This is a genomic window from Achromobacter sp. (genome assembly GCF_032102605.1).
GTDB lineage: Bacteria > Pseudomonadota > Gammaproteobacteria > Burkholderiales > Burkholderiaceae_B > Achromobacter.
The window spans coordinates 497,932-518,868 of sequence record NZ_DAMDGT010000001.1 but is presented as its reverse complement, the minus strand read 5'-3'; the positions used below and the strand labels follow the sequence as shown (position 1 = coordinate 518,868).

Here is a 20,937-nt window from a genome sequence, read left to right as displayed (position 1 = left end):
GAATCTAGAAAATCAGAGGCAGGCGCGGCAGGCGGTCAGGCCAGCCCAAGGTTGCCCGCGAAGGCGCGCGCCTCGGCGTCAAGGGCAAGTACGTCGTCAAGACTGCTGAGCGTAACAGATGCCTGCCGCCCTTGCCACTCGAGGGCCGCCTCGATGACACGCGGAATCCATGTATAGGCAAGCCGGCCGTCCAGGAAGGCGTCGACGGCAACCTCGTTGGCGGCGTTCAGTGTCACACACGCGGCCTGACCGGCGCGCAGCGCGGCGAACGAGTGCGCCAGGCACGGAAACCGGGACAGATTGGGCTTTTCGAAATCAAGGCGGCCTAGCCGGGTCAGGTCGAGAGACCCGACGCCGCTTTCAAGGCGCTCGGGAAAACCGAGGCCATAGGCGATGGGTGTGCGCATGTCGGGCTGGCCCAGTTGCGCAAGCACCGACCCGTCGTCATATTCAACCATCGAGTGAACCACGCTCTGCGGGTGCACCACCACTTCGATACGATCCGCAGGCATCGCGAACAGCCAGTGCGCCTCGATGACTTCCAGCCCCTTGTTGAGCATGGTGGCGGAATCGACGGAGATTTTGCGGCCCATGCTCCAGTTGGGATGCGCGCAGGCTTGGGCCGGCGTGACTTCGTGCAGATCTTCGAGGTCGCGCCCGCGGAACGGACCGCCGGATGCGGTCAACAGCAGGCGCCGCACGCCGCGGGCCGGGCTTTCGGGCGCCACGGCTCGCCCCTGATGGGGCAAACATTGAAAAATGGCATTGTGTTCGCTGTCGATAGGCAGCAGTTCGGCGCCGTTGTCGCGTATAGCCTGCATGAACAGCGTGCCGGCGGCGACCAGGGCTTCTTTGTTGGCCAGCAGGACGCGCTTGCCGGCGCGCGCCGCGGCCAGCGCCGCGGGCAAGCCTGCCGCGCCCACGATGGCGGCCATGACGGAGTCGCACTGCGGATCGGCCGCCGTATCAGCCAGCGCCTGCGCGCCAACTCGGATTTCGGGCATCGGCTGCGCCCCGGCCCAGGCCTCGATGAACTTCTGGCGCGCCGACACATCCGGCACCACGACCACCGCGGCTTTGCTGGCCTGCGCCTGCTCTGCCAGGCGTTGCATCCGGCTGTGCGCGGACAGCGCATAAACCGCCAGGCGCTCGGGATGGCGGGCGATTACGTCCAGCGTGCTTTCACCAATCGAACCGGTCGATCCCAGTACGACGACACGTTGAAAAGCCGTCAAAACAAAACTCCAGACAAAAGTAGCGCGAACGGTGCAACGGGGAGAATCGCGTCGATGCGGTCATAGACGCCGCCATGACCCGGCAGGAGCGTGCTGGAGTCTTTGCGACCCGCGCGGCGCTTGAGCAGCGACTCGAACAGGTCTCCGACGATCGAGAGCACGCCCAGGACGGCGGCGATGGGCAAGGCCAGCCAGAACGTCCAGCGTTCGACCAGTGCGTGGCCGAAGGTTCCGACCCACAGGCTCGACAGCCCGATCCACACGACCGCACCCAGCACGCCGGCAATGGCGCCTTCGATCGTCTTGCCCGGGCTGACCCGCGGAGCCAGTTTACGCTTGCCGAACGCGCGGCCGGCAAAATACGCGGCGATGTCGGCTACCCAGACCAGCGCCAGCAGGGACACGACGAACCAGGGTCCCCGCGCGACGAACATCTGCGCCAGGACGGCCCAGGCGGCAAACGTGGCGAATACCGAAAACACCGACCAGCCCAAGCTTGCCGGCGGCGCATCGGAACGTCCGCGAACCACAGCGGCGACGCCGCCGAAGAGCCAGACCGCCGAAACAGCCGGCACCAGATAGCGCAATACCCAGCCGGTATCGTTCACACCGCCGCGCTCGCCACCCAACCAGGCGGAGGCCAGCACGAGCATGCCGGCAAACAGCACCACGGCGACGCCGACGGAGATAAGGGGGGAAGGCGGTTGAGGCAGCGTCAGGCGTAGCCACTCCCATGTGGCGCACGCGGCCGCGAGCGCCAGCAAGGCCACGAACCACCAGGGATTGGCGCTGGCCATGGCGACGGCCAGAATGGCCAACAGGACAACGGCGGTAACGATACGCTGGCCCAACATATGACGGTCTCCTCGTTTGCAGCTTTGGAAAGACGCGCGTCGCGTTCGGCTTATTTCGCGGCGCTTTCGCTGACTTGCGCGCTGGTGCGCCCGAAGCGGCGTTCGCGCGTGCGGTACCAATCAAAGGCAGCCGTGAGCTCGGCGGCGCCAAAGTCCGGCCAGAAGCGGTCTGTGAAGTAGAACTCCGCGTAGGCCATCTGCCAGATAAGGAAATTGGAAATGCGCTGTTCGCCGCCCGTGCGGATGAACAGGTCGGGCTCGGGCGCCCATGACATGGAAAGATGCCTGGAAAGGCGCTCTTCGTCCACCTGTTCCGGATGCGCCGCAAGTTCGGGTTCGGCCGCCAGCATGGCGCGCGTGGCCTGGAGGATGTCCCAGCGGCCGCCGTAATTGGCCGCCACGGTCAGATGCAGACGGTCATTGTGCGCGGTGCGCTCCTGGGCGGCGGCGATCAGGTCCCGCAGGCGGGGTTCGAACGCGCTCAGGTCGCCAATCACGTGCAGGCGAACGCCCTGCTCTTGCAGTTTGCCGACTTCGCGCTCCAGCGCCTGCACGAACAGTCGCATCAGCAGCGACACTTCCTCGGCGGGGCGGCGCCAGTTCTCGGAACTGAACGCGAACAGCGTCAGATAGCGCACGCCGGCGCGGCCGCAAGCCTCGACCACGCGCCGCACCGCTTGCACGCCCTTGGCATGCCCGGCCGTGCGAGGCAGCAGCCGCCTCGTCGCCCAGCGTCCGTTGCCATCCATGATGATAGCGACGTGCTCGGGAATGTCTCGAGTATCGGGAACCGACTGGGTCGAACTGGTTGCCATTAGTGTGGGGACAGCGCGCGGTGAATCCGCGAAAAACAGGGGTACGGGAAAAAACCGGCGCCGTCACTTCCATCGCTACGAGGAAGTACCGCGAGGCAATGGACAGGACGGCGCGTAGACAATGAAATCCTGACGTCGGGCGATCCGGCAATGCCGGAACGCCCAAAAACGTGCTGGGATTATACGGTCATGATTTCCGCTTCTTTCTGGACGACCATCTTATCGATGTCCGCCACGGCACGGTCGGTCAGCTTCTGGACGTCGTCCTGCGAGCGACGCTCGTCGTCTTCGGAGATTTCCTTGTCCTTGACGAGCTTCTTCAGGGACTCGTTGGCTTCACGACGCAGGTTCCGTACCGCGATCTTGGCGTCTTCGCCTTCGCTGCGCACAACCTTGGTCAGGTCACGGCGGCGTTCTTCGGTCAGGGCGGGCATCGGCACGCGGATGGTGTCGCCCATGGAAATGGGGTTCAGGCCCAGGTCCGATTCACGGATGGCCTTTTCGATCGGGCCGGCCATGTGCTTTTCGTACGGCTGCAGACTGAGGGTGCGGGCGTCCACCAGGTTCACGTTGGCGACCTGGCCCACCGGCACGGGCGAACCGTAGTATTCGACCTGCACATGATCCAGGATGCCGGTGTGGGCGCGGCCCGTGCGGATCTTGGCCAGGTTGGTCTTGAGCGTATCAAGCGACTTGGCCATTCTGGCCTCGGCGGATTTGCGGATTTCTGCTGCGCTCATGGAATTTCCTTTTCTTTAAACGTGTACCAACGTGCCTTCGTCCTCGCCGTTCACGACTCGCTTGAGCGCGCCGGACTTATTGATCGAAAACACTTTGATCGGCAGTTTCTGGTCGCGGCACAGCGCGAAGGCGGTGGCGTCCATGACTTCCAGTCGACGGACAATCGCCTCGTCGAAGCTGATGCGCGCGTAACGCGTGGCGGTGGGATCCTTGTTGGGATCCGCGCTGTAGATGCCGTCCACCTTGGTGGCCTTCAGCACGATCTCGGCGCCGATCTCGGCGCCGCGCAAGGCAGCGGCGGTATCGGTGGTGAAGAAGGGATTGCCGGTGCCGGCCGCGAAGATGACGACCTTGCCCTCTTCGAGGTAACGCAGGGCCTTCGGGCGAATGTAGGGTTCGACGACCTGATCGATGTTCAGGGCGGATTGTACCCGGGTGTCGATGCCCTTGTGCTTGAGCGCGTCTTGCAGCGCAAGCGCGTTCATGATGGTGGCCATCATGCCCATGTAGTCGGCCGTTGCGCGGTCCATGCCCTGCGCACCCGGGGCGACGCCACGGAAAATGTTGCCGCCGCCGATGACGATGGCCAGTTCGACGCCTGTGGCGGCGACCTCGGCGACCTCATCGGTCATACGGACGATGGTGGAGCGATTGATGCCGAAAGCATCGTCGCCCATCAGCGCCTCGCCGGAAAGTTTGAGAAGAACCCGTTTGTATGCTCTGCTGCTCATAGGTGATATCCCGAGGAACAATCCGACGAAAGTGTAAGACAAGAATGGGGTGACCCCCAGCGCCGCCCCGCTGAGCGGGTTGGCAGCCCCGCGATTTGCATCGCCGGACCGCCCTGCGGCGAAAAAGGCCGGACTAGAATTTAATCTAGCGCCGGCCTTTAAGCACTACCTAGAGGTCAGGCGGCGCCAGCGGCGGCGGCGGCAACCTCAGCGGCAAAGTCGCTGGTCTTCTTCTCGATACCTTCGCCGACGACGAACAGCACGAACTTGCTGATCGAAGCGCCCTTTTCCTTCAGGTACTGTTCGACCGTGTGCTTGTCGCTCTTGACGAACGGCTGCGACAACAGCGTCACTTCCTTCAGGTACTTGGCAACCGAACCTTCAACCATCTTGGCGACGATGTCGGCGGGCTTGCCGGATTCGGCAGCCTTTTGCTCGGCGACCGAACGCTCGGTGGCGATGTCGGCGGGGTTCACGCCGTCGGCGTTCAGGGCCTTGGGCTTGGTGGCGGCGATGTGCATCGCCAGGTCCTTGCCCACGTCTTCCGAACCCGAGTATTCGACCAGAACGCCGATCTTGCCGCCGTGCACGTAGCTGGCCAGCGAGTTGGCGGTCTGGATGCGCTCGAAGCGGCGGATGGCGATGTTTTCGCCGATCTTGCCGATCAGGGCGGTGCGGGTGGTTTCGACGGTGCCTTCGCCAAACGGCAGGGCCGACAGAGCGGCGACGTCGGCCGGGTTCTGCGTGGCGACCAGTTCGGCCAGCTTGTTCACGAAGCCGACGAAGTCGTCGTTCTTGGCGACGAAGTCGGTTTCGCAGTTGATTTCGATGACGGCGCCTTGCTTGGCGTCGGCGGAGATGAACAGACCGATCAGGCCTTCGGCGGTGACGCGGGCGGCAGCCTTGCTGGCCTTGTTGCCCAGCTTGACGCGCAGGATTTCCTCGGCGCGGGCCAGATCGCCCTCAGCTTCCGTCAGGGCCTTCTTGCATTCCATCATGGGCGCGTCAGTCTTTTCGCGCAGTTCCTTGACCAGGGCAGCGGTAATTTCAGCCATGTTTGCTCCAATTTTTGCTAAGACACGCCCCGGCGGGCCGGGGCTGTGATTTGATTCGATGGGACGCCCGCACTGGGCGGGCCTGGAAGATGGGAGCCCAGCTTCGCAGCGCCGGCGGGGCGGGAGCCAGACCGGTTTCGGTAAGGCTCTCCGACGTTACCCGCCGGACATGACAATAGGCTTAGGCCTGGTTGTCTTGCACTTCGACGAACTCTTCCTGACCTTCACCCAGTTCTTCGACCAGACCGTTCAGGTTTTGCTCGCGGCCTTCCAGGACGGCGTCGGCGATGCCCTTGGCGTACAGCGCGATGGCCTTGGCCGAGTCGTCGTTGCCGGGGATCACGTAGTCGATGCCTTCGGGCGAGTGGTTGGTGTCAACCACGGCGACCACGGGGATGCCCAGGGTCTTGGCTTCGGCGATGGCAATCTTGTGGTAGCCGACGTCGATCACGAACATGGCGTCGGGCAGACCGTTCATGTCCTTGATGCCGCCGATCGACTTGTTCAGCTTGTCCAGTTCGCGTTGGAACAGCAGGCCTTCCTTCTTGATCATGCGCTCGGCGCCGCCTTCGGCGACCACGGCTTCCATGTCCTTCAGGCGCTTGACCGAGGTCTTGACCGTCTTGAAGTTGGTCAGCATGCCGCCGAGCCAGCGGGCGTCGACGAAGGGCATGCCGCAACGGGCGGCTTCGGAGGCGACCAGCTCGCGAGCGGCGCGCTTGGTGCCGACGAACAGGATGTTGCCACCGCGAGCAGCCAGCTGCTTCACGAACTTGGTGGCTTCCTGGTACTTATCAACCGTCTTTTCGAGGTTGATGATGTGAATCTTGTTGCGATGGCCGAAGATGTACTGAGCCATCTTGGGGTTCCAGTAACGGGTCTGGTGACCAAAGTGGACACCCGCTTCCAGCATTTCGCGCATCAAAGACATGTAATTCTCCAAGGGTTGGTTTCTTGCGCCGCACCTGCATCAGCATCCTGCTGACACCCTGGGTGGTGTTGCGCGCGATTTCCCGAACGTGCAAAACGCACACACGGGATGAAAAGATTTTAACCGGGCCGGCCGATCACTGCCGCAATAACTACGACGCTCCAGGCGCTTTGCCTGGAACGGCTCGCCTTAAACCTACTGCGCCGACTACTACTACGCTGCCGCGATAAACCCAGACGGCCGCCACGACAAGATGCCCTGCACCGCGCGCTTGCATCGCGCCTTTCCGACACTCCAGGAATTTCCTGGAAGTTTCTTCAAGGCGCACCCGGAATCGTTTTGTTGGCGGCGAAATCCAGTTCTTCGCACCCTGGCCGCAAGGCCCTGGCCGCGCATCAGGCCGCTGTGGCATTTCTTCAGAAAGCCGCCCCTTTCAGGACTTCGCCCCTTTCAGGACTTGCGTTCAAGAAATTAATCCAGCGCCCATACCGAACCTGCATCGCCGCTCGAAAACACTTCCGGGCTTACAAGCACGCCGCGCCCAGCCGATAACGACATTCATGCCCAGATGCTTCCAGCCGGACCATGCGTCGCGCGTTCGCATCACAATGCCTGCAGCCTGCCCAAGTCGCTCCACAACCTTCGCTTGCGGTGAAACTTCAGGGCTTGCTGCCGATCTCATGAAGAAATCGCGCAGAACCTGGTTCCTGCCGGGTTGCTCTGGACCCAAAGGCCAGCCACCCGCCGGATTTGGCTAACGCCATTGGTGTGCCAGCGGATTCGCCAGCATTGCTTTCACACTGCTAGCGCGCATCCCCTGGCCAAGCCTTGGCGACTCTTGCCGGTAACCCGATTGCTCCCCAAATTTTTAGGGAAGCCTATAATTCTACTATTCTTTCAAGCATACATTCAAGCGAGAGTCGCAAGCTTTCCATGGGCACCATTACCGATCCGGCCGACCTGGCCAAGATGCGCGCCGCCTGCCAGGACGCCGCCAAAGTACTCGATTTCATCACGCCGCACGTCAATCCCGGCGTCACCACCGGCGAACTGGACCGGCTTTGCCTGGAATACCTGACGGACGAGCTGAAAGTGAAGTCCGCCACGGTCGGCTATGCGCCCCCGGGCTACCCGCCCTTCCCCGGCGCCATCTGCACGTCGGTGAACCACCAGGTCTGTCACGGCATCCCGGGCGACAAGGTGCTGAAAAACGGGGACTCATTGAATATCGACGTCACCATCATCAAGGACGGCTGGTTTGGCGACACCAGCCGGATGTACGCCGTGGGCGAGCAGTCCATCCTGTCCCGCCGGCTGTCCGACATCACCTTCGAATGCATGTGGAAAGGCATCCAGCAGGTGAAAAACGGGGCCACCTTGGGCGATATCGGCAACGCGATCCAGAAGCATGCCGAATCCAACGGTTTCTCGGTGGTGCGTGAGTTCTGTGGGCATGGGATTGGCCAGCGGTTCCATGAAGATCCGCAAGTCCTGCATTACGGCAAGTCCGGATCCGGCGTGAAGCTGGTGACCGGAATGCTGTTCACGATCGAGCCCATGATCAACGCCGGCCGCCGCGAGATCCGCCAGCTCTCCGATGGCTGGACGGTCGTCACGCGCGACCACAGCCTGTCGGCGCAGTGGGAACACGCCGTGTGCGTCACCGACACCGGCTACGAAGTCCTGACTTTGTCGCCCGGCATGCCCAAGCCCCCGGCATTCATTACCGAACCCATCGAAATTCCCGCCGTCTGAAGCACAGCTGCCACCCATGACCGCCGAAATCCTCACCCAGCTGCGCGAACGCATCCAGGAATCCCGGCGGGCCGCGGTGGCCCAATTCCGGGAACACGAGCGGCCCGATACGCTGTTGTCGGAACTGCGCCGGATTGTGGACGCGGCGCTGCGCGACCTGGTCAAGCATTACCCGCTGCCGGTCGGCGCCACCTTGGCTGCGGTGGGCGGCTACGGCCGGGGCGAACTGTACCCCCATTCGGACGTCGACCTGCTCATCCTGCTGCCGCACGCGCCCACGGATCCGGAAGAATCCGCCATCGGGCAACTGGTGGCCGCCCTCTGGGACCTGGGACTGGAGCCTGGCCATAGCGTGCGCACCATCGAGGACTGCGAGCGCGAGGCCGACGCGGACATCACGGTCGAGACGGCGCTGCTGGAATCCCGCTGGCTGGCCGGCAGCCGGGTGCTGATGCGCAAATTCGACGCGGCGACAAAGTCGCGGCTGGACCCTCGCGCGTTCTTCCGCGCCAAGCGCGTGGAAATGCAGCAGCGCCATGCGCGCTACCACGACACGCCGTATGCGTTGGAACCCAACTGCAAGGAATCGCCCGGAGGCCTGCGGGATCTGCAGGTCATCCTGTGGATGGCGCGGGCGGCGGGCTTCGGCAATACGTGGCGTTCGGTGGCGCAGGCGGGCCTGCTGACGTCATCCGAAGCGCGCGACCTGCGCAAGGCCGAACAAGCCTTCAAGCGGCTGCGCATCGAACTGCACCTGCTGTCGAACCGGCGCGAGGACCGCGTGCTGTTCGATCTGCAGCCCGCGCTGGCCGAGATCTATGGCATCCACGCCACCGCCACGCGCCGGGGCAGCGAGATGCTGATGCAGCGCTATTACTGGGCCGCGCGGCTGGTGACGCAGCTCAACGGCATCCTGGTGCAGAACATCGAGGAAAGGCTGTTTCCGCGCCCGGACAGCGACGCCCGCGATATCGACGACGACTTCCGCAACCTGCGCGACCGCCTGGACATCATTCGGGACGACGGCTTCGAACGCAATCCCACCCTGCTGCTGCGCGCATTCCTGGTGATGCAGCAGCACCCCGAACTGACCGGCATGTCGGCCCGCACGCTGCGCGCCATCTGGCATTCCCGCCACCGCATCGACGCGCAGTTCCGCCGCAATCCCGTGAACCGCAAGCTGTTCCTGCAGATCCTGCAGCAGCCGCGCGGCATCGTGCACGAGCTGCGGCGCATGACGATGCTCAACATCCTGCCTCGCTACCTGCCGGTGTTCCGGCGCATCGTCGGGCAGATGCAGCACGACCTGTTCCACGCCTACACCGTCGACCAGCACACGCTGGCGGTCGTGCGCAACCTGCGGCGCTTCACCATGCCCGAGCACGCCCAGGAATATCCACTTGCCAGCCAACTGATCGCAGGCCTGGACCGCCATTGGCTGCTGTATGTGGCGGCGCTGTTCCATGACATCGCCAAGGGCCGCGGCGGCGACCACTCCGAGCTGGGCGCGCGCGAGGTGCGCAAGTTCGCACAGGACCACGGCATGGACCCCGACGACGCGAAATTGGTGGAATTCCTGGTGCGCCAGCACCTGCTGATGTCCGCCGTGGCGCAAAAGCGCGACCTGTCCGATCCGGCGGTGGTCCAGGAGTTCGCGGCCACCGTGAAGGACGAACGCCACCTGACCGCGCTCTACCTGCTGACGGTCGCCGACATCCGCGGCACCAGCCCCAAGGTCTGGAACGCCTGGAAGGGCAAGTTGCTGGAAGACCTGTACAAGCTGACGCTCGCCGCGCTGGGCGGCGCCCACGCCGACGCGCACACGGTGCTGACCGAGCGCAAGGAAGAGGCCGCGCGCCTTACCCGGCTGGCGGGCTTGCGCGACGACGCCCGCGAAGCCTTCTGGAAACAGTTGGACGTGGCTTATTTCCTGCGCCACGACGCATCCGACATCGCCTGGCACACACGCCATCTGTACCATCAGGTCGAGCCCGCCCGGGCGGTCGTCAAGGCCCGCCCCACCGAACAGGGCGAAGGCCTTCAGATCATGGTGTATACCCGCGACGCACCGGACCTTTTCGTGGCGATCTGCGGTTATTTCGACGCCAAGTCGCTGTCCATCCAGGACGCGCGCATCCACACCACCCGCCATGGCTGGGCGCTGGACAGCTTCATCGTCCTGTTGCCGGAAGGCGCCAGCGACCTCCGGGCGCAGGCGACCCTGGTCGAACACGAGCTTGCCGAGCGCCTCAAGGACCCGCACGCTGCCGCCCAGGCCCAGCCCGGCCGAGGCGGCTGGTACGGACGCGGCCGACAGTCGCGGGTTTCGCGCGTGTTTCCGGTCATGCCGCAGGCCGAACTGCAGCCTGACGAACGCAGCACATCGTGGCGCCTTTCCGTCACGGCCACCGACCGCCCGGGCCTTCTGCACGCCCTGGCGCGCGTGTTCGCCCGCCACGAGGTAAACCTGCTCATGGCCAAGATCATGACGCTGGGCGACCGCGTCGAGGACGTGTTCATCGTCGATGGATCGACGCTGGCGCGCCCCCGCAGCCAGATGCAGTTCGAGCGCGACATCCTGGACGCGCTTTCCGGCGACGACGCCCAGCAGCGCGCCGCCTGAGTCCACATCGCCAGACCGCCCCGGAACGCATACAATCCGGGGTTTCGGCCCGGCGATGCTCGCTCTCATGCAGCTAAATGACTATCTGCGCGTTTTCGGTGGCAGCTTTTTCTTCGCGCTGGCCACGCTGCTGCCGTTCCTGAACCCCCCTGCCATCGCGCCCATCTTCCTGTCGCTGACCGAGGGCGCCTCGTCGTCCACGCGCATGATCCTGGCCAAGCGCGTGGCGATCAACGTGTGCCTGATGCTGGTCGTGGCGATGGTGGCCGGCAACGTGCTCCTCAGCTTCTTCGGCATTTCGCTGTCCATCGTTCGCGTCGGCGGCGGCATGCTGGTGATCGCCAGCGCCTGGCGCCTGGTGAACTCGCCGGACGCCGACACCGAGCGCGTCGCGCGCATGGCCGAGTCGTTCACCCCCGAAATGGCCAAGGCCCGCGCGTTTTATCCGCTGACATTTCCCATCAGTTGCGGCCCCGGGTCCATCGCGGCGGCCATCACGGTGGGCGTTTCGCTGCGCGATCAGAATCACGTGCTGAGCCTGGTGCGCCTGGGCGGCTCCATTCCCGGCATCATCGTGGTGTCCCTGACGCTGTACGTCTGCCTGCGTTTTGCCGCGCAGATGCTGCACCGACTGGGCGACAACGGCACGGCCGTTTTCATGCGGCTGTCGGCCTTCATCATGCTGTGCCTGGGGGTGCAGATTTTCTGGGAAGGCGCTCGCGAACTCCTGCTGGGCGTATTGACCCAGGTCATGCAACCAATTCCGATTCCCAAGGCCTAAGCATCGCCGGCAGTCGCGCCGGCCTCGTCCAACCCGATACAAAGCAACAATGACCTCTCGCTCAGAACGCCTGCTCCGCCTGATCGCCCTCTTCTGCTTCGGCGCCGTCGGCGTGGCCCTCGTCTCCCAGCACGTCTTCGACATGCCGCCCTGCGCCTGGTGCGTAATGCAGCGACTGATCTACCTGGTGATCGGCGTCATCGCCCTGGTGGGCGGCTTTGGCGGCGGACGCGCGCTGACGCGCATCTGCGGCGCCCTGGCGGCCGTCCTGTCCCTGTCGGGCATCGTGGCGGCCTGGTATCAATACAGCGTGGCGGCGAACATGCTGTCGTGCGACCAGACCTTCGCCGACCGCTTCATGACCGGCATCGGCCTGGAAAGCGCCATCCCCTCGCTGTTCGGCATCTTCGCCACGTGCATGGACGCCAAGGTGCCGGTGCTGGGCGTAGAATACGCTCTGTGGAGCCTGGCGCTCTTCGTGATTCTGCTCTTCATGGCCCTGCCCGTCGCGTTCCGGCGCGGCCGGGCGCTTTGAGCCGCCGCGCCTGACACCGCTACTGCTTGACGTGCACACGCTGAAATACCTGACCGGATATCCGGAACCGCTGCTCGCGCAAACCCAGAAACTGCTGGACCAGGACAAGCTTGGCGCCGCGCTGCTTTCCCGATACCCCGGCGGAGCGCATGGCGTGCGCACCGACAAGGCGCTGTACCAGTACGTGACCGACCTGAAGAACGCCTATCTGCGCAACGGCGACCAGATCAACAAGGTGGCGTTCGACAGCAAGATCCACGTGATCCAGCACGCACTGGGCCAGCACACCTACATTTCGCGGGTTCAGGGCGGCAAGCTGAAAGCCAAGCACGAGATCCGGGTGGCGACGCTGTTCAAGAACGTGCCCGCGGAATTCCTGAAGATGATCACCGTGCACGAACTGGCGCACCTGAAGGAAAAGGACCATAACAAGGCCTTCTACAACCTGTGCCTGCGCATGGAGCCGCACTACCACCAGTATGAATTCGATCTGCGCCTGTACCTGACGCACCTGGAAGCCACGCGCACGCCGCTGTGGCAGGCCCAGGGCTAGCGAGCCAGTCGACTTTAAAAAAAAATGCCGTCCCGAGGGACGGCATTTTCATGGCTGACGAGACGCGAAAGCGAAATCAGGCGTCGTCGGACGTATGGCCCATGTTGAAGCGCAGGCCGCCCGCGGCTTCATCCTGGCCGGCTTCAGCGCGCGATTGACCCAGGCGGGCCAGGTATTCAGGCGTGATGTCGCCGGTGATGTACTGGCCGTCGAAGCACGAGGCCTCGAAGCGCGTCAGCTTGGGGTTGATGTCGCGGACTGCCTGCTGCATGTCGTGCAGGTCCTGGTAGACCAGGCTGTCGGCGCCGATCGCGCGGGCGATTTCCTCGTCCGTGCGGCCGGTGGCGATGAGTTCGCTTTGCGTGGGCATGTCGATGCCGTAGACGTTCGGGAAGCGGACCGGAGGCGCGGCCGAGGCGAAGTACACCTTGTTGGCGCCGGCGGCGCGAGCCATGTCGACGATTTCGCGGCTGGTGGTGCCGCGGACGATGGAGTCATCGACCAGCAGCACGTTCTTGCCCTTGAATTCCATGCCGATGGCGTTGAGCTTCTGGCGCACGGATTTGCGGCGCACAGCCTGGCCCGGCATGATGAACGTGCGGCCCACGTAGCGGTTCTTGATGAGGCCTTCGCGGTAATCCAGGTTCAGGCGCGCGGCCAGCTGCATTGCGGCGGGACGCGAGGAATCCGGAATCGGCATGACGACGTCGATGTCGCCCAGGCGCATGTTGCGCGCGACCTTGTCGGCCAGGTATTCACCCATGCGCAGGCGCGCGTCGTACACGGACACGCCGTCGATCATCGAATCCGGACGGGCGAAGTACACGTATTCGAAGATGCACGGCACCAGTTGGGGGTTCTCGGCGCATTGACGAGCGACCAGACGGCCGTCCAGGTCGACGAACACGGCTTCGCCAGGCTCGACGTCACGCACGAAGGCAAAGCCGCTGCCTTCCAGCGCCACGGACTCCGAAGCGACCATCCATTCGACGCCCTCTTCGGTTTCCTGGCGGCCGATACACAGGGGACGGATGCCGTTGGGGTCGCGGAAGGCCAGCAGGCCGTAGCCGGAAATCTGGGCGACCACCGCGTACGCGCCGCGCACGCGCTTGTGCAGGGCGGCAACCGCGCGGAACATGGCGTCGTCGTCGAGGGACACGCCGTTGGCCGCCGATTGCAGCTCGTGCGCCAGCACGTTCAGCAGGACTTCGGAGTCGGAATTCGTATTGATGTGGCGGCGGTCGACGCGGTAGAGCGATTCACGCAGTTCGCGCCAGTTGGTCAGGTTGCCGTTGTGGGACAGCATGATGCCGAACGGCGCGTTGACGTAGAAAGGCTGGGCCTCTTCCTCGCTGGCGCTGGAACCGGCGGTGGGATAGCGCACCTGGCCAACGCCCGACGTGCCAGGCAGCGCGCGCATGTTGCGCGTACGGAATACGTCGCGCACCAGGCCGTGCGCCTTGTACATATTGAACTGGTTGCCCTGCGACGTTGCGATGCCTGCAGCGTCCTGACCGCGATGCTGCAAGAGCAGCAAGCTGTCATAGAGCAGCTGGTTGACCGGCCCGCGCCCGACGACGCCTACGATTCCACACATGGTGAGATTTCCTGGTTGATTTGAAGCTAATCAATACGGCAGATACGTCGCCAAGGCTGGCGGCAACCACGTCTTGATATGTTTGACGGCCTCGATGGCCGAATGCGAAAACATGGCGTCCTTCCACCACGGCTCTTCCGGCAGCGGCGTGTAGCCTGCGGCGGCGACCAACGCCAGCACGATGAGCAGACCACGGGCCAGTCCGAACATTCCGCCCAGGCCGTGGTCGGCCGGGCTGAGTCCGGTGCTGCGGATCAAGGCGGCAAGCGTCATATTGACCAAACCCACGCCGAGCAACACGATGATGAACACCACGGCGTAGGAGACTCCCATGCGCAGCAGCGTCGTTTCAATATAGGGCTCCAGCCAGGCATAGACCGTGGGGCCCCACCATATCGCGGCCACGAAGGCCAGCAAATAGGCGACCAGCGACAGCACCTCTTTGAGCAGGCCGCGCACCAGGCCCAGCACACCCGATACCACCAGGATGGCCAGCACGACGAAGTCGAAACCGGTCACTATTGGGCGGCAATGAAACCATTGTCATAGCCCAGCGTGCGCAAGCGCGCCTGGGCCGCCTGTGCCGCCTCGCGCGAGGGGAACGGCCCCACGCGAAGACGGTACTGCGCCTTGCCTCCGACGGAGGCCTGTTCGACGAATGCGTTGGTGACACCGGCCTGATGCAGCTTCGTGCGACGCGACTGGGCGTCTTCAGAGGCGGTGTACGACGCGATCTGCAGCACGAAATTGCCTTTGGTGGCCGCAGGCTTGGGGGCCGGCGTGGCGGCGGGAGCCGAACGGCCCTCCAGCAGCGCCATCGCGCGCGCGCCGTCGTCGGAGCGGCTGTCGGGTTTGGCCGGGGTAGCCGGCTTGGGCTCCGGCTTGGCCTCGGGTTTGGGCTTGGCTTCCGGCTTGGGCGGCGTGGCGGGCGTGGCCGGCTGAGCCGCGGGCGGCGTGACCTGCGCGGCCGCGACGGGCGGCACGGAGGTTACGGGCGGAGGCGTGGGAACGGCCGCGGGATCCGCGGGCGTCGGCGTGGGCGCGGCCGGCGCCGCGACCTGAGGCTCGGACACCTGGGGTTGGAACGGGGTATTGCGATCCGGCACCTTGATGGGAATGTTGTCCGCGACCGGCACCGGCTGCGAATCTAGCACCATGGGAAGAATGATGACCGCGGCCAGCACCAACGCTACCGCGCCTGCAAGCCTGCGCCGCGCGCGGCCGCGCAACTCGGCGGCCTGGACCTCGCTGGGGACGGCAGCCCGTTTGGAGGCCTGCGCCTGGTCAGCAGGATCTTTGCGTTTGAAAAAACCCATGGAAGAGAATTCCTTGCGGCGCCTTGCGGCATTACGGCGGCGGGCCGCCCGTATGCGATTGGCCCGATTTGCCTATGCCTTGCGACCCAGAGCCTGCAAAACCGAGGCTACGGTGAGAAACGATCCGAACACCACGATTCTATCATTCTCGCCTGCCCGTTCGCGCGCCGCGGCGAACGCCTGCGCGGGATCCGCGTAGGCCTCGATGCCCGGGCTTTCGCTGCCGGCAGGAAGGGGGGGAAGCGCGACGCGGACCTGGTCGGCAAGCGCCTGGCCGGTCGTGCCGCGCGGCCCCGGCAGCCCTGCGCAGTACCAGAAGTCCGCCCGGGATCCCATCTTGGCCACCACGCCGGCGAGGTCCTTGTCGTTCAGCATGCCGAACACGACGTGGGTATACGGATGGAACCCCATGTTGTCCAGGTTCTGCGCCAGCACGGCCGCCGCGTGCGGGTTGTGCGCGACGTCGAGGATCACGGTGGGCTGGCCGGGCAGGATCTGGAAGCGGCCAGGCAGCGAAGCTTGCAGAAGGCCCAGGCGCACCGCCTGCTGCTGGACCGGCAGCCGGTCGCGCACGGATTCCAGCGCAGCGAGCGCGGCCGAAGCGTTCAGCAACTGGTTTGCGCCGCGCAGGGCCGGATAGGCCATCGCGCTGCGGCGCTGCTCGCGCCCACCAAAGGCCCACTGCTGGCGGTCGCCTGAATAGTTGTAGTCGCGCCCGAAAAGCCAGAGGTCGGCGCCGATCGATTCGACGTAATCCAGCAGCGATTGGGGGGGCATCGGGTCGCTGCAGATGGCGGGACGGCCACTGCGGTAGATGTGGGCCTTTTCGAAGCCGATCTTTTCGCGGGTGTCGCCCAACCAGTCGGTGTGATCGAGGTCGACGCTGGTGACGATGGAGCAATCCGCATCGACGATGTTCACGGCATCCAGGCGGCCGCCCAGGCCGACTTCAAGGACGACGGCGTCCAGCCGCGACTGGGAGAACAGGCGCAGAATGGCCAGGGTGGTGAATTCGAAGTACGTCAGCGACACGTCGCCGCGCGCGGCCTCGACTGCCTGGAACTGGGCGATGAGGTCTTCGTCGGACGCGATCTGGCCGTTGACGCGGGCGCGTTCGTTGAAATCGATGAGGTGCGGCGACGTATACAAGCCCACCTTGTAGCCGGCGGCCAGCAGGATGGCTTCCAGCATGGCACAGGTGGAACCCTTGCCGTTGGTGCCGCCGACGACGAACTTCACGCCCGGCAGCGCCAGGCCCATGCGGTCGGCCACGGTGCGCACCCGATCCAGGCCCATGTCGATGGCAGTGGCGTGGATGGACTCCAGGTACTGCAGCCAATCGGACAGGGAGGCAGCGGCGTCAGGCGTACGGACAGAGGACATGGCAGTTCGCGAAAGAAAGTCAGCCTGCGATTTTAGCAGTCCACGCACGGTGTTTTCCCTAATCCCCCAGGGCGTGACGCGGTTTCCCCGACCAAATAATGCTTGCTCATGTTTTTCTCATACGTAAAAATAAATTCATGTATGAAAAATAAAAGGACCGAGACATGACGCAGCAAAGCACCCCAAAATGGCTGGTCCGCGAGGCGGACGTGCCCGGCTACCACCCGGCCAACCATACCGGAACCTTGAACCGCCGGTTGATAGGACCCGACACCGTCGGCTCCCGCGGCGTGGAAGTCCTGCTTGGCGTGATCGACAAGGGCAAGGGTGCGCTACCCCACGCGCATCCCGGCATCGAGCAGGTCTGCTACCTGATATCGGGCACCGCCCGCGCGCAGGTACAGGACGAATGGGCCGACATGGGCCCGGGCGATTGCTGTTATTTCCCGCCCGACATTCCCCACGTCTTCACCGTGACGAGCGACGAGCCGGCGCGACTGCTGGTGATCTACACGCCCCCGTACGAAGAATCCCCCGATCGCGTGATCCGGGACTTTCCGGCGCCACCCCCCGCCGCCTGACGCGGCGTTTCGAAAGGCAGCGGCCGCAGAAGCCGCGCCCAGTTCCATCAATACAGGAGACACACCCATGCAATCCCTACGCCTGCTAAGCGCAGCCCTTGTCAGCGGCGCGGCCTTGATGGCGGCGCCCGCCGCCCACGCCGCCGACTACCCCTCCAAGCCCATCACCCTGATCGTGCCCTTCCCCGCCGGGTCCGGAACGGACGCCGTGGGACGGATTTTTGGCGCCGAGCTGTCGACCCTGCTGGGCCAGCAGGTCGTGGTGGAAAACAAGCCCGGCGCCAATGCGACGATCGCGGCCAGCTACGTGGCGCGCGCCAAGCCGGACGGCTATACGTTGTTCGTCACCACGAACACCTCGCATTCGGCCGCGCCCTGGCTGATGAAGAATGTGCCGTACGATCCGGTCAAGGACTTCACGCCGATCGCGCGCGGCGGCAACCTGCCGTTCATCCTGGTCGTGAACCCGAAGCGCCCCTGGAAGACGGTGGGCGACCTGGTGGCCGATGCGAAGAAGAACCCCGGCCGCATCACCTATGCCAGCGGCAACAGCACCGGCATCGTTGCCGGCGCCACGCTGGCCAACCGCGCCAAGATCGATATCCTGCACGTGCCCTACAAGGGCACCCCGCAAAGCCTGACGGACGTGGTCGGCGGCCAGGTGGACTTCATGTTCACCGACCTGGCGTCGGGCCTGCCCTTCGTGCAATCGGGCCAATTGCGCGCGCTGGCCGTATCCACCGCCGAACGCAGCGCGATCGTGCCTGACCTGCCTTCGATGGCCGAATCGGGCGTTTCGGATTTCGATCTGAACTCCTGGAACGGCTATTTCGGTCCGGCCGGCATGCCGCCCGAGATCGTGGCCAAGCTGAATGCGGCCATCAACAAGATCGTGGCCAACCCGGACGTGAAAAAGCGCCTGGCCGGCCTGGGCTTCGACGCCTTCTCCAGCACGCCCGAAGCATTCGCGCAGTTCGTCGGTGAACAGCGCGACCTGTGGGGCAAGCTGATCCGCGACGCAGGGATCGAGCAGCAATGATCGACCAGCCCCTTCCCGATACGCCTTGCGCCGGCCCGCTGACGGGCGTGCGCATCCTGGACTTGAGTTCGGTGGTGATGGGGCCGTACGCAACCCAGGTCCTCGCGGACCTGGGCGCGGACGTGATCAAGGTGGAATCGCCCGCGGGAGACAACATGCGGGCCGTCGGCCCCATGCGCAACCCCGGCATGGGACACATCTACCTGCACCTGAATCGCAACAAGCGGTCCATTGTCCTGGACCTGAAGACGCCCGAGGGGCTGGCCGCCTGCCTGAAACTGGCCGAAAGCTGCGACGCCCTGCTCTACAACATCCGCCCCCAGGCGATGGCGCGGCTGGGCTTGTCCTATGAGGCGGTGGCCGCGCGCAATCCGCGCATCGTCTACGTCGGCGCCTATGGTTTCGGCGAGGCCGGCCCCTACGCCGGCCGCCCCGCCTACGATGACCTGATCCAGGGGCAGACCGGCATCGCCGCGCTGTCGGCGCAGCAGAGCGGCGACGTGCCGCGCTACGCTCCCCTGACGCTGGCGGACCGCGCGGTCGGGCTGCACGTGGCCATCGCCCTGGTGTCCGCCGTGCTGGACGCCCGGACGCGCGGCCGCGGCCAGCAGGTGGAGATCCCGATGTTCGAGGGGATGGCGCACCTGGTGCTGGGCGACCACCTGGGCGGTGCCACGTTCGAACCGCCGCTGGGGCCGACCGGCTACGCGCGCCTGCTGGCGCCGCACCGCCGTCCGTACGCCACGGCCGACGGCTACATCTGCCTGTTGATCTACAACGACAAGCACTGGCGCAATTTCTTCGACCTGATCGGGCGGCCAGAGCTGTCGCAAGACCCGCGCTTTTGCACCCATGGCGCGCGGGCCGCGCACATCAGCGAGGTCTACGCATTCGTGGCCGAGGTGATCGCCACCCGCCCGAGCCAGGAGTGGCTGGACGACCTGACGCGCGTGGACATCCCGGCGTCGCAGCTTTACACCATCGACGGCCTGTTGAAGGACGAGCACCTGGCCGCCACCGGCTTTATCCACGAAATGAACCACCCCACGGAAGGCGCGATCCGCACCACCGCGCCGCTGGGCCGGTACGAGGCCACGCCCACCTCCATACGCCGCCCCGCTCCGAAGCTGGGCCAGCACAGCCGCGAGTTGCTGGCCGAGGCCGGTTATGGACCTGAACAGATCGACGCCATGCTTGCGCGTGGCATCACCCAAGACGGAAACGAAGATGGACTTTGAATTCACTCCCGACCAGTTGGCGCTGCGCGACGCCGTATCCCGCATCTGCGATCGCTATCCCGACGAGTACTGGCTGGAACGCGACCGCGAAGGCGGTTTCCCGGAGCCGCTGCATGCCGACCTGGCTCGCGACGGGTGGCTGGGCATCGCCATGCCGCAGGAATACGGCGGCGCGGGCCTGGGCATGACCGAAGCGGCGCTGATGATGCAGACCATCGCCGCATCGGGCGCTGGTTTCACCGGCGCCTCGGCCGTCCATATGAATATCTTCGGCCTGAATCCGGTCGTGGTATTTGGCTCGGATGAACAGCGCGGCCGCTGGCTGGAACCGTTGATCGCCGGCCGTGAAAAAGCCTGCTTCGCCGTGACGGAACCGGACGCCGGGCTGGACACGACCAAGCTCAGCACCCGGGCGGTGCGCCAGGGCGACGAGTACGTCGTCCACGGCCGCAAGATCTGGATTTCCACGGCGCAGGTGGCCAGCAAGATGCTGCTGCTGGCGCGCACCACCCCGCTGTCCGAGGTGGAAAAGCCCACGCAGGGCCTGTCGCTGTTCTATACGGACCTGGACCGCGAAAAGATCGAAGTGCGCGAGATCGAGAAAATGGGCCGCAAGGCCGTGGACTCGAACATGCTGTTCATCGATGGCCTTCGGATTCCCGTGGCCGACCGGATCGGCGAGGAAGGCCGAGGGTTCGAGTACATCCTGCACGGCCTGAACCCCGAGCGCATCCTGATCGCCGCCGAGGCGGTGGGCATCGGCCGCGCGGCGCTGGACCGGGCGGTGAAGTACGCCGGCGAGCGCACGGTCTTCGGCCGTCCGATAGGCAAGAACCAGGGCATCCAGCATCCGCTGGCCCAGGCCTGGATGCAACTGGAGGCGGCGGATCTGATGGTGTTCAAGGCGGCAAGCCTGTACGACGCGGGCAAGCCTTGCGGCCCCGCCGCCAATTCAGCCAAATACCTGGCCGCGGAAGCCGGCTACAACGCCTGCCAGACGGCGGTGATGACGCTGGGCGGCATGGGCTACGCGAAGGAGTACCACGTGGAACGGCTGCTGCGCGAAAGCTTCATCCCGCGCATCGCCCCGGTCAGTCCGCAACTGATCATGTGCTTCATCGCGGAAAAAGTGCTGGGCCTGCCGAAGTCATATTGATCCGTCCAGGCCGCCCCG

Annotated in this window: 20 protein-coding genes; 9 read left to right on the top strand and 11 right to left on the bottom strand. The window is 64.9% G+C overall.

Annotated elements, in window-relative coordinates:
* Positions 1-35: 35 nt before the first annotated feature.
* The 7 genes from RT614_RS02425 to rpsB form a co-directional block, all read right to left on the bottom strand.
* A complete protein-coding gene (locus tag RT614_RS02425) occupies positions 36-1,235 on the bottom strand; it encodes a 1-deoxy-D-xylulose-5-phosphate reductoisomerase (protein WP_313620016.1) in 1,200 nt (399 codons plus the stop codon).
* Positions 1,232-2,089, bottom strand: a complete 858-nt coding sequence (locus RT614_RS02420) for a phosphatidate cytidylyltransferase (protein WP_313620015.1) — start codon at positions 2,087-2,089, stop codon at positions 1,232-1,234. The genes RT614_RS02425 and RT614_RS02420 overlap by 4 nt, the downstream gene beginning before the upstream one ends.
* A 50-nt stretch (positions 2,090-2,139) precedes the next feature.
* Positions 2,140-2,904, bottom strand: coding sequence for a polyprenyl diphosphate synthase (gene uppS, locus RT614_RS02415; RefSeq protein ID WP_313620014.1), 765 nt, complete (start codon positions 2,902-2,904; stop codon positions 2,140-2,142).
* Positions 2,905-3,083: 179 nt separating this feature from the next.
* Positions 3,084-3,644 carry a ribosome recycling factor gene (gene frr / locus RT614_RS02410; protein ID WP_313620013.1) on the bottom strand — a complete coding sequence of 187 codons (561 nt, stop codon included), beginning with the start codon at positions 3,642-3,644 and terminating at the stop codon, positions 3,084-3,086.
* A 15-nt stretch (positions 3,645-3,659) separates the two neighbouring features.
* Positions 3,660-4,376 (bottom strand): UMP kinase, encoded by a 717-nt coding sequence (pyrH, locus tag RT614_RS02405; protein ID WP_313620012.1) that lies wholly within the window; start codon positions 4,374-4,376, stop codon positions 3,660-3,662.
* A 176-nt stretch (positions 4,377-4,552) separates the two neighbouring features.
* A complete protein-coding gene (gene tsf, locus RT614_RS02400) occupies positions 4,553-5,431 on the bottom strand; it encodes a translation elongation factor Ts (protein WP_313620011.1) in 879 nt (292 codons plus the stop codon).
* A gap of 181 nt (positions 5,432-5,612) precedes the next feature.
* The gene (rpsB, locus tag RT614_RS02395; protein ID WP_313620010.1) at positions 5,613-6,362 is read right to left on the bottom strand and encodes a 30S ribosomal protein S2; all 750 of its coding nucleotides are present in this window, start codon (positions 6,360-6,362) and stop codon (positions 5,613-5,615) included.
* Positions 6,363-7,295: 933 nt separating this feature from the next.
* Here rpsB and map point away from each other — a divergent pair.
* The 5 genes from map (at position 7,296) to RT614_RS02370 (ending at position 12,609) form a co-directional block, all read left to right on the top strand.
* A complete protein-coding gene (map, locus tag RT614_RS02390; RefSeq protein WP_313620009.1) occupies positions 7,296-8,117 on the top strand; it encodes a type I methionyl aminopeptidase in 822 nt (273 codons plus the stop codon).
* Positions 8,118-8,133: 16 nt separating this feature from the next.
* A complete protein-coding gene (locus RT614_RS02385) occupies positions 8,134-10,740 on the top strand; it encodes a [protein-PII] uridylyltransferase (RefSeq protein ID WP_313620008.1) in 2,607 nt (868 codons plus the stop codon).
* Between the two features lie 67 nt (positions 10,741-10,807).
* On the top strand, positions 10,808-11,521 hold the full coding sequence (locus tag RT614_RS02380; protein WP_313620007.1) for a MarC family protein: 714 nt from the start codon (positions 10,808-10,810) through the stop codon (positions 11,519-11,521).
* A 49-nt stretch (positions 11,522-11,570) separates the two neighbouring features.
* The gene (locus RT614_RS02375; RefSeq protein ID WP_313620006.1) at positions 11,571-12,056 is read left to right on the top strand and encodes a disulfide bond formation protein B; all 486 of its coding nucleotides are present in this window, start codon (positions 11,571-11,573) and stop codon (positions 12,054-12,056) included.
* A gap of 31 nt (positions 12,057-12,087) precedes the next feature.
* Positions 12,088-12,609 (top strand): YgjP-like metallopeptidase domain-containing protein, encoded by a 522-nt coding sequence (locus RT614_RS02370; RefSeq protein WP_313620004.1) that lies wholly within the window; start codon positions 12,088-12,090, stop codon positions 12,607-12,609.
* Between the two features lie 76 nt (positions 12,610-12,685).
* Here RT614_RS02370 and purF read toward each other — a convergent pair whose 3' ends face one another.
* From purF to folC, 4 genes are all read right to left on the bottom strand, one after another.
* On the bottom strand, positions 12,686-14,206 hold the full coding sequence (gene purF / locus RT614_RS02365; RefSeq protein WP_313620002.1) for an amidophosphoribosyltransferase: 1,521 nt from the start codon (positions 14,204-14,206) through the stop codon (positions 12,686-12,688).
* Positions 14,207-14,236: 30 nt separating this feature from the next.
* A complete protein-coding gene (locus RT614_RS02360; RefSeq protein ID WP_313620001.1) occupies positions 14,237-14,725 on the bottom strand; it encodes a CvpA family protein in 489 nt (162 codons plus the stop codon).
* Positions 14,725-15,522: an SPOR domain-containing protein gene (locus RT614_RS02355; RefSeq protein ID WP_313619999.1), complete on the bottom strand. Its 798-nt coding sequence runs from the start codon at positions 15,520-15,522 to the stop codon at positions 14,725-14,727. Before RT614_RS02355 ends, RT614_RS02360 begins: the two co-directional genes overlap by 1 nt.
* Before the next feature lie 72 nt (positions 15,523-15,594).
* Positions 15,595-16,905, bottom strand: a complete 1,311-nt coding sequence (gene folC / locus RT614_RS02350) for a bifunctional tetrahydrofolate synthase/dihydrofolate synthase (protein ID WP_313619998.1) — start codon at positions 16,903-16,905, stop codon at positions 15,595-15,597.
* A gap of 164 nt (positions 16,906-17,069) precedes the next feature.
* Between folC and RT614_RS02345 the strand changes: the two genes are divergently transcribed.
* The 4 genes from RT614_RS02345 to RT614_RS02330 all read left to right on the top strand — a co-directional run bounded on the left by RT614_RS02345 (position 17,070) and on the right by RT614_RS02330 (position 20,919).
* A complete protein-coding gene (locus tag RT614_RS02345; protein WP_313619997.1) occupies positions 17,070-17,486 on the top strand; it encodes a cupin domain-containing protein in 417 nt (138 codons plus the stop codon).
* 67 nt (positions 17,487-17,553) lie between these two features.
* Positions 17,554-18,525 (top strand): tripartite tricarboxylate transporter substrate binding protein, encoded by a 972-nt coding sequence (locus RT614_RS02340; RefSeq protein ID WP_313619996.1) that lies wholly within the window; start codon positions 17,554-17,556, stop codon positions 18,523-18,525.
* The gene (locus tag RT614_RS02335) at positions 18,522-19,763 is read left to right on the top strand and encodes a CoA transferase (RefSeq protein WP_313619994.1); all 1,242 of its coding nucleotides are present in this window, start codon (positions 18,522-18,524) and stop codon (positions 19,761-19,763) included. Before RT614_RS02340 ends, RT614_RS02335 begins: the two co-directional genes overlap by 4 nt.
* Entirely contained in the window at positions 19,753-20,919 is a 1,167-nt protein-coding gene (locus RT614_RS02330; protein WP_313619992.1) for an acyl-CoA dehydrogenase family protein, read from the top strand. Before RT614_RS02335 ends, RT614_RS02330 begins: the two co-directional genes overlap by 11 nt.
* Positions 20,920-20,937 lie beyond the last annotated feature (18 nt).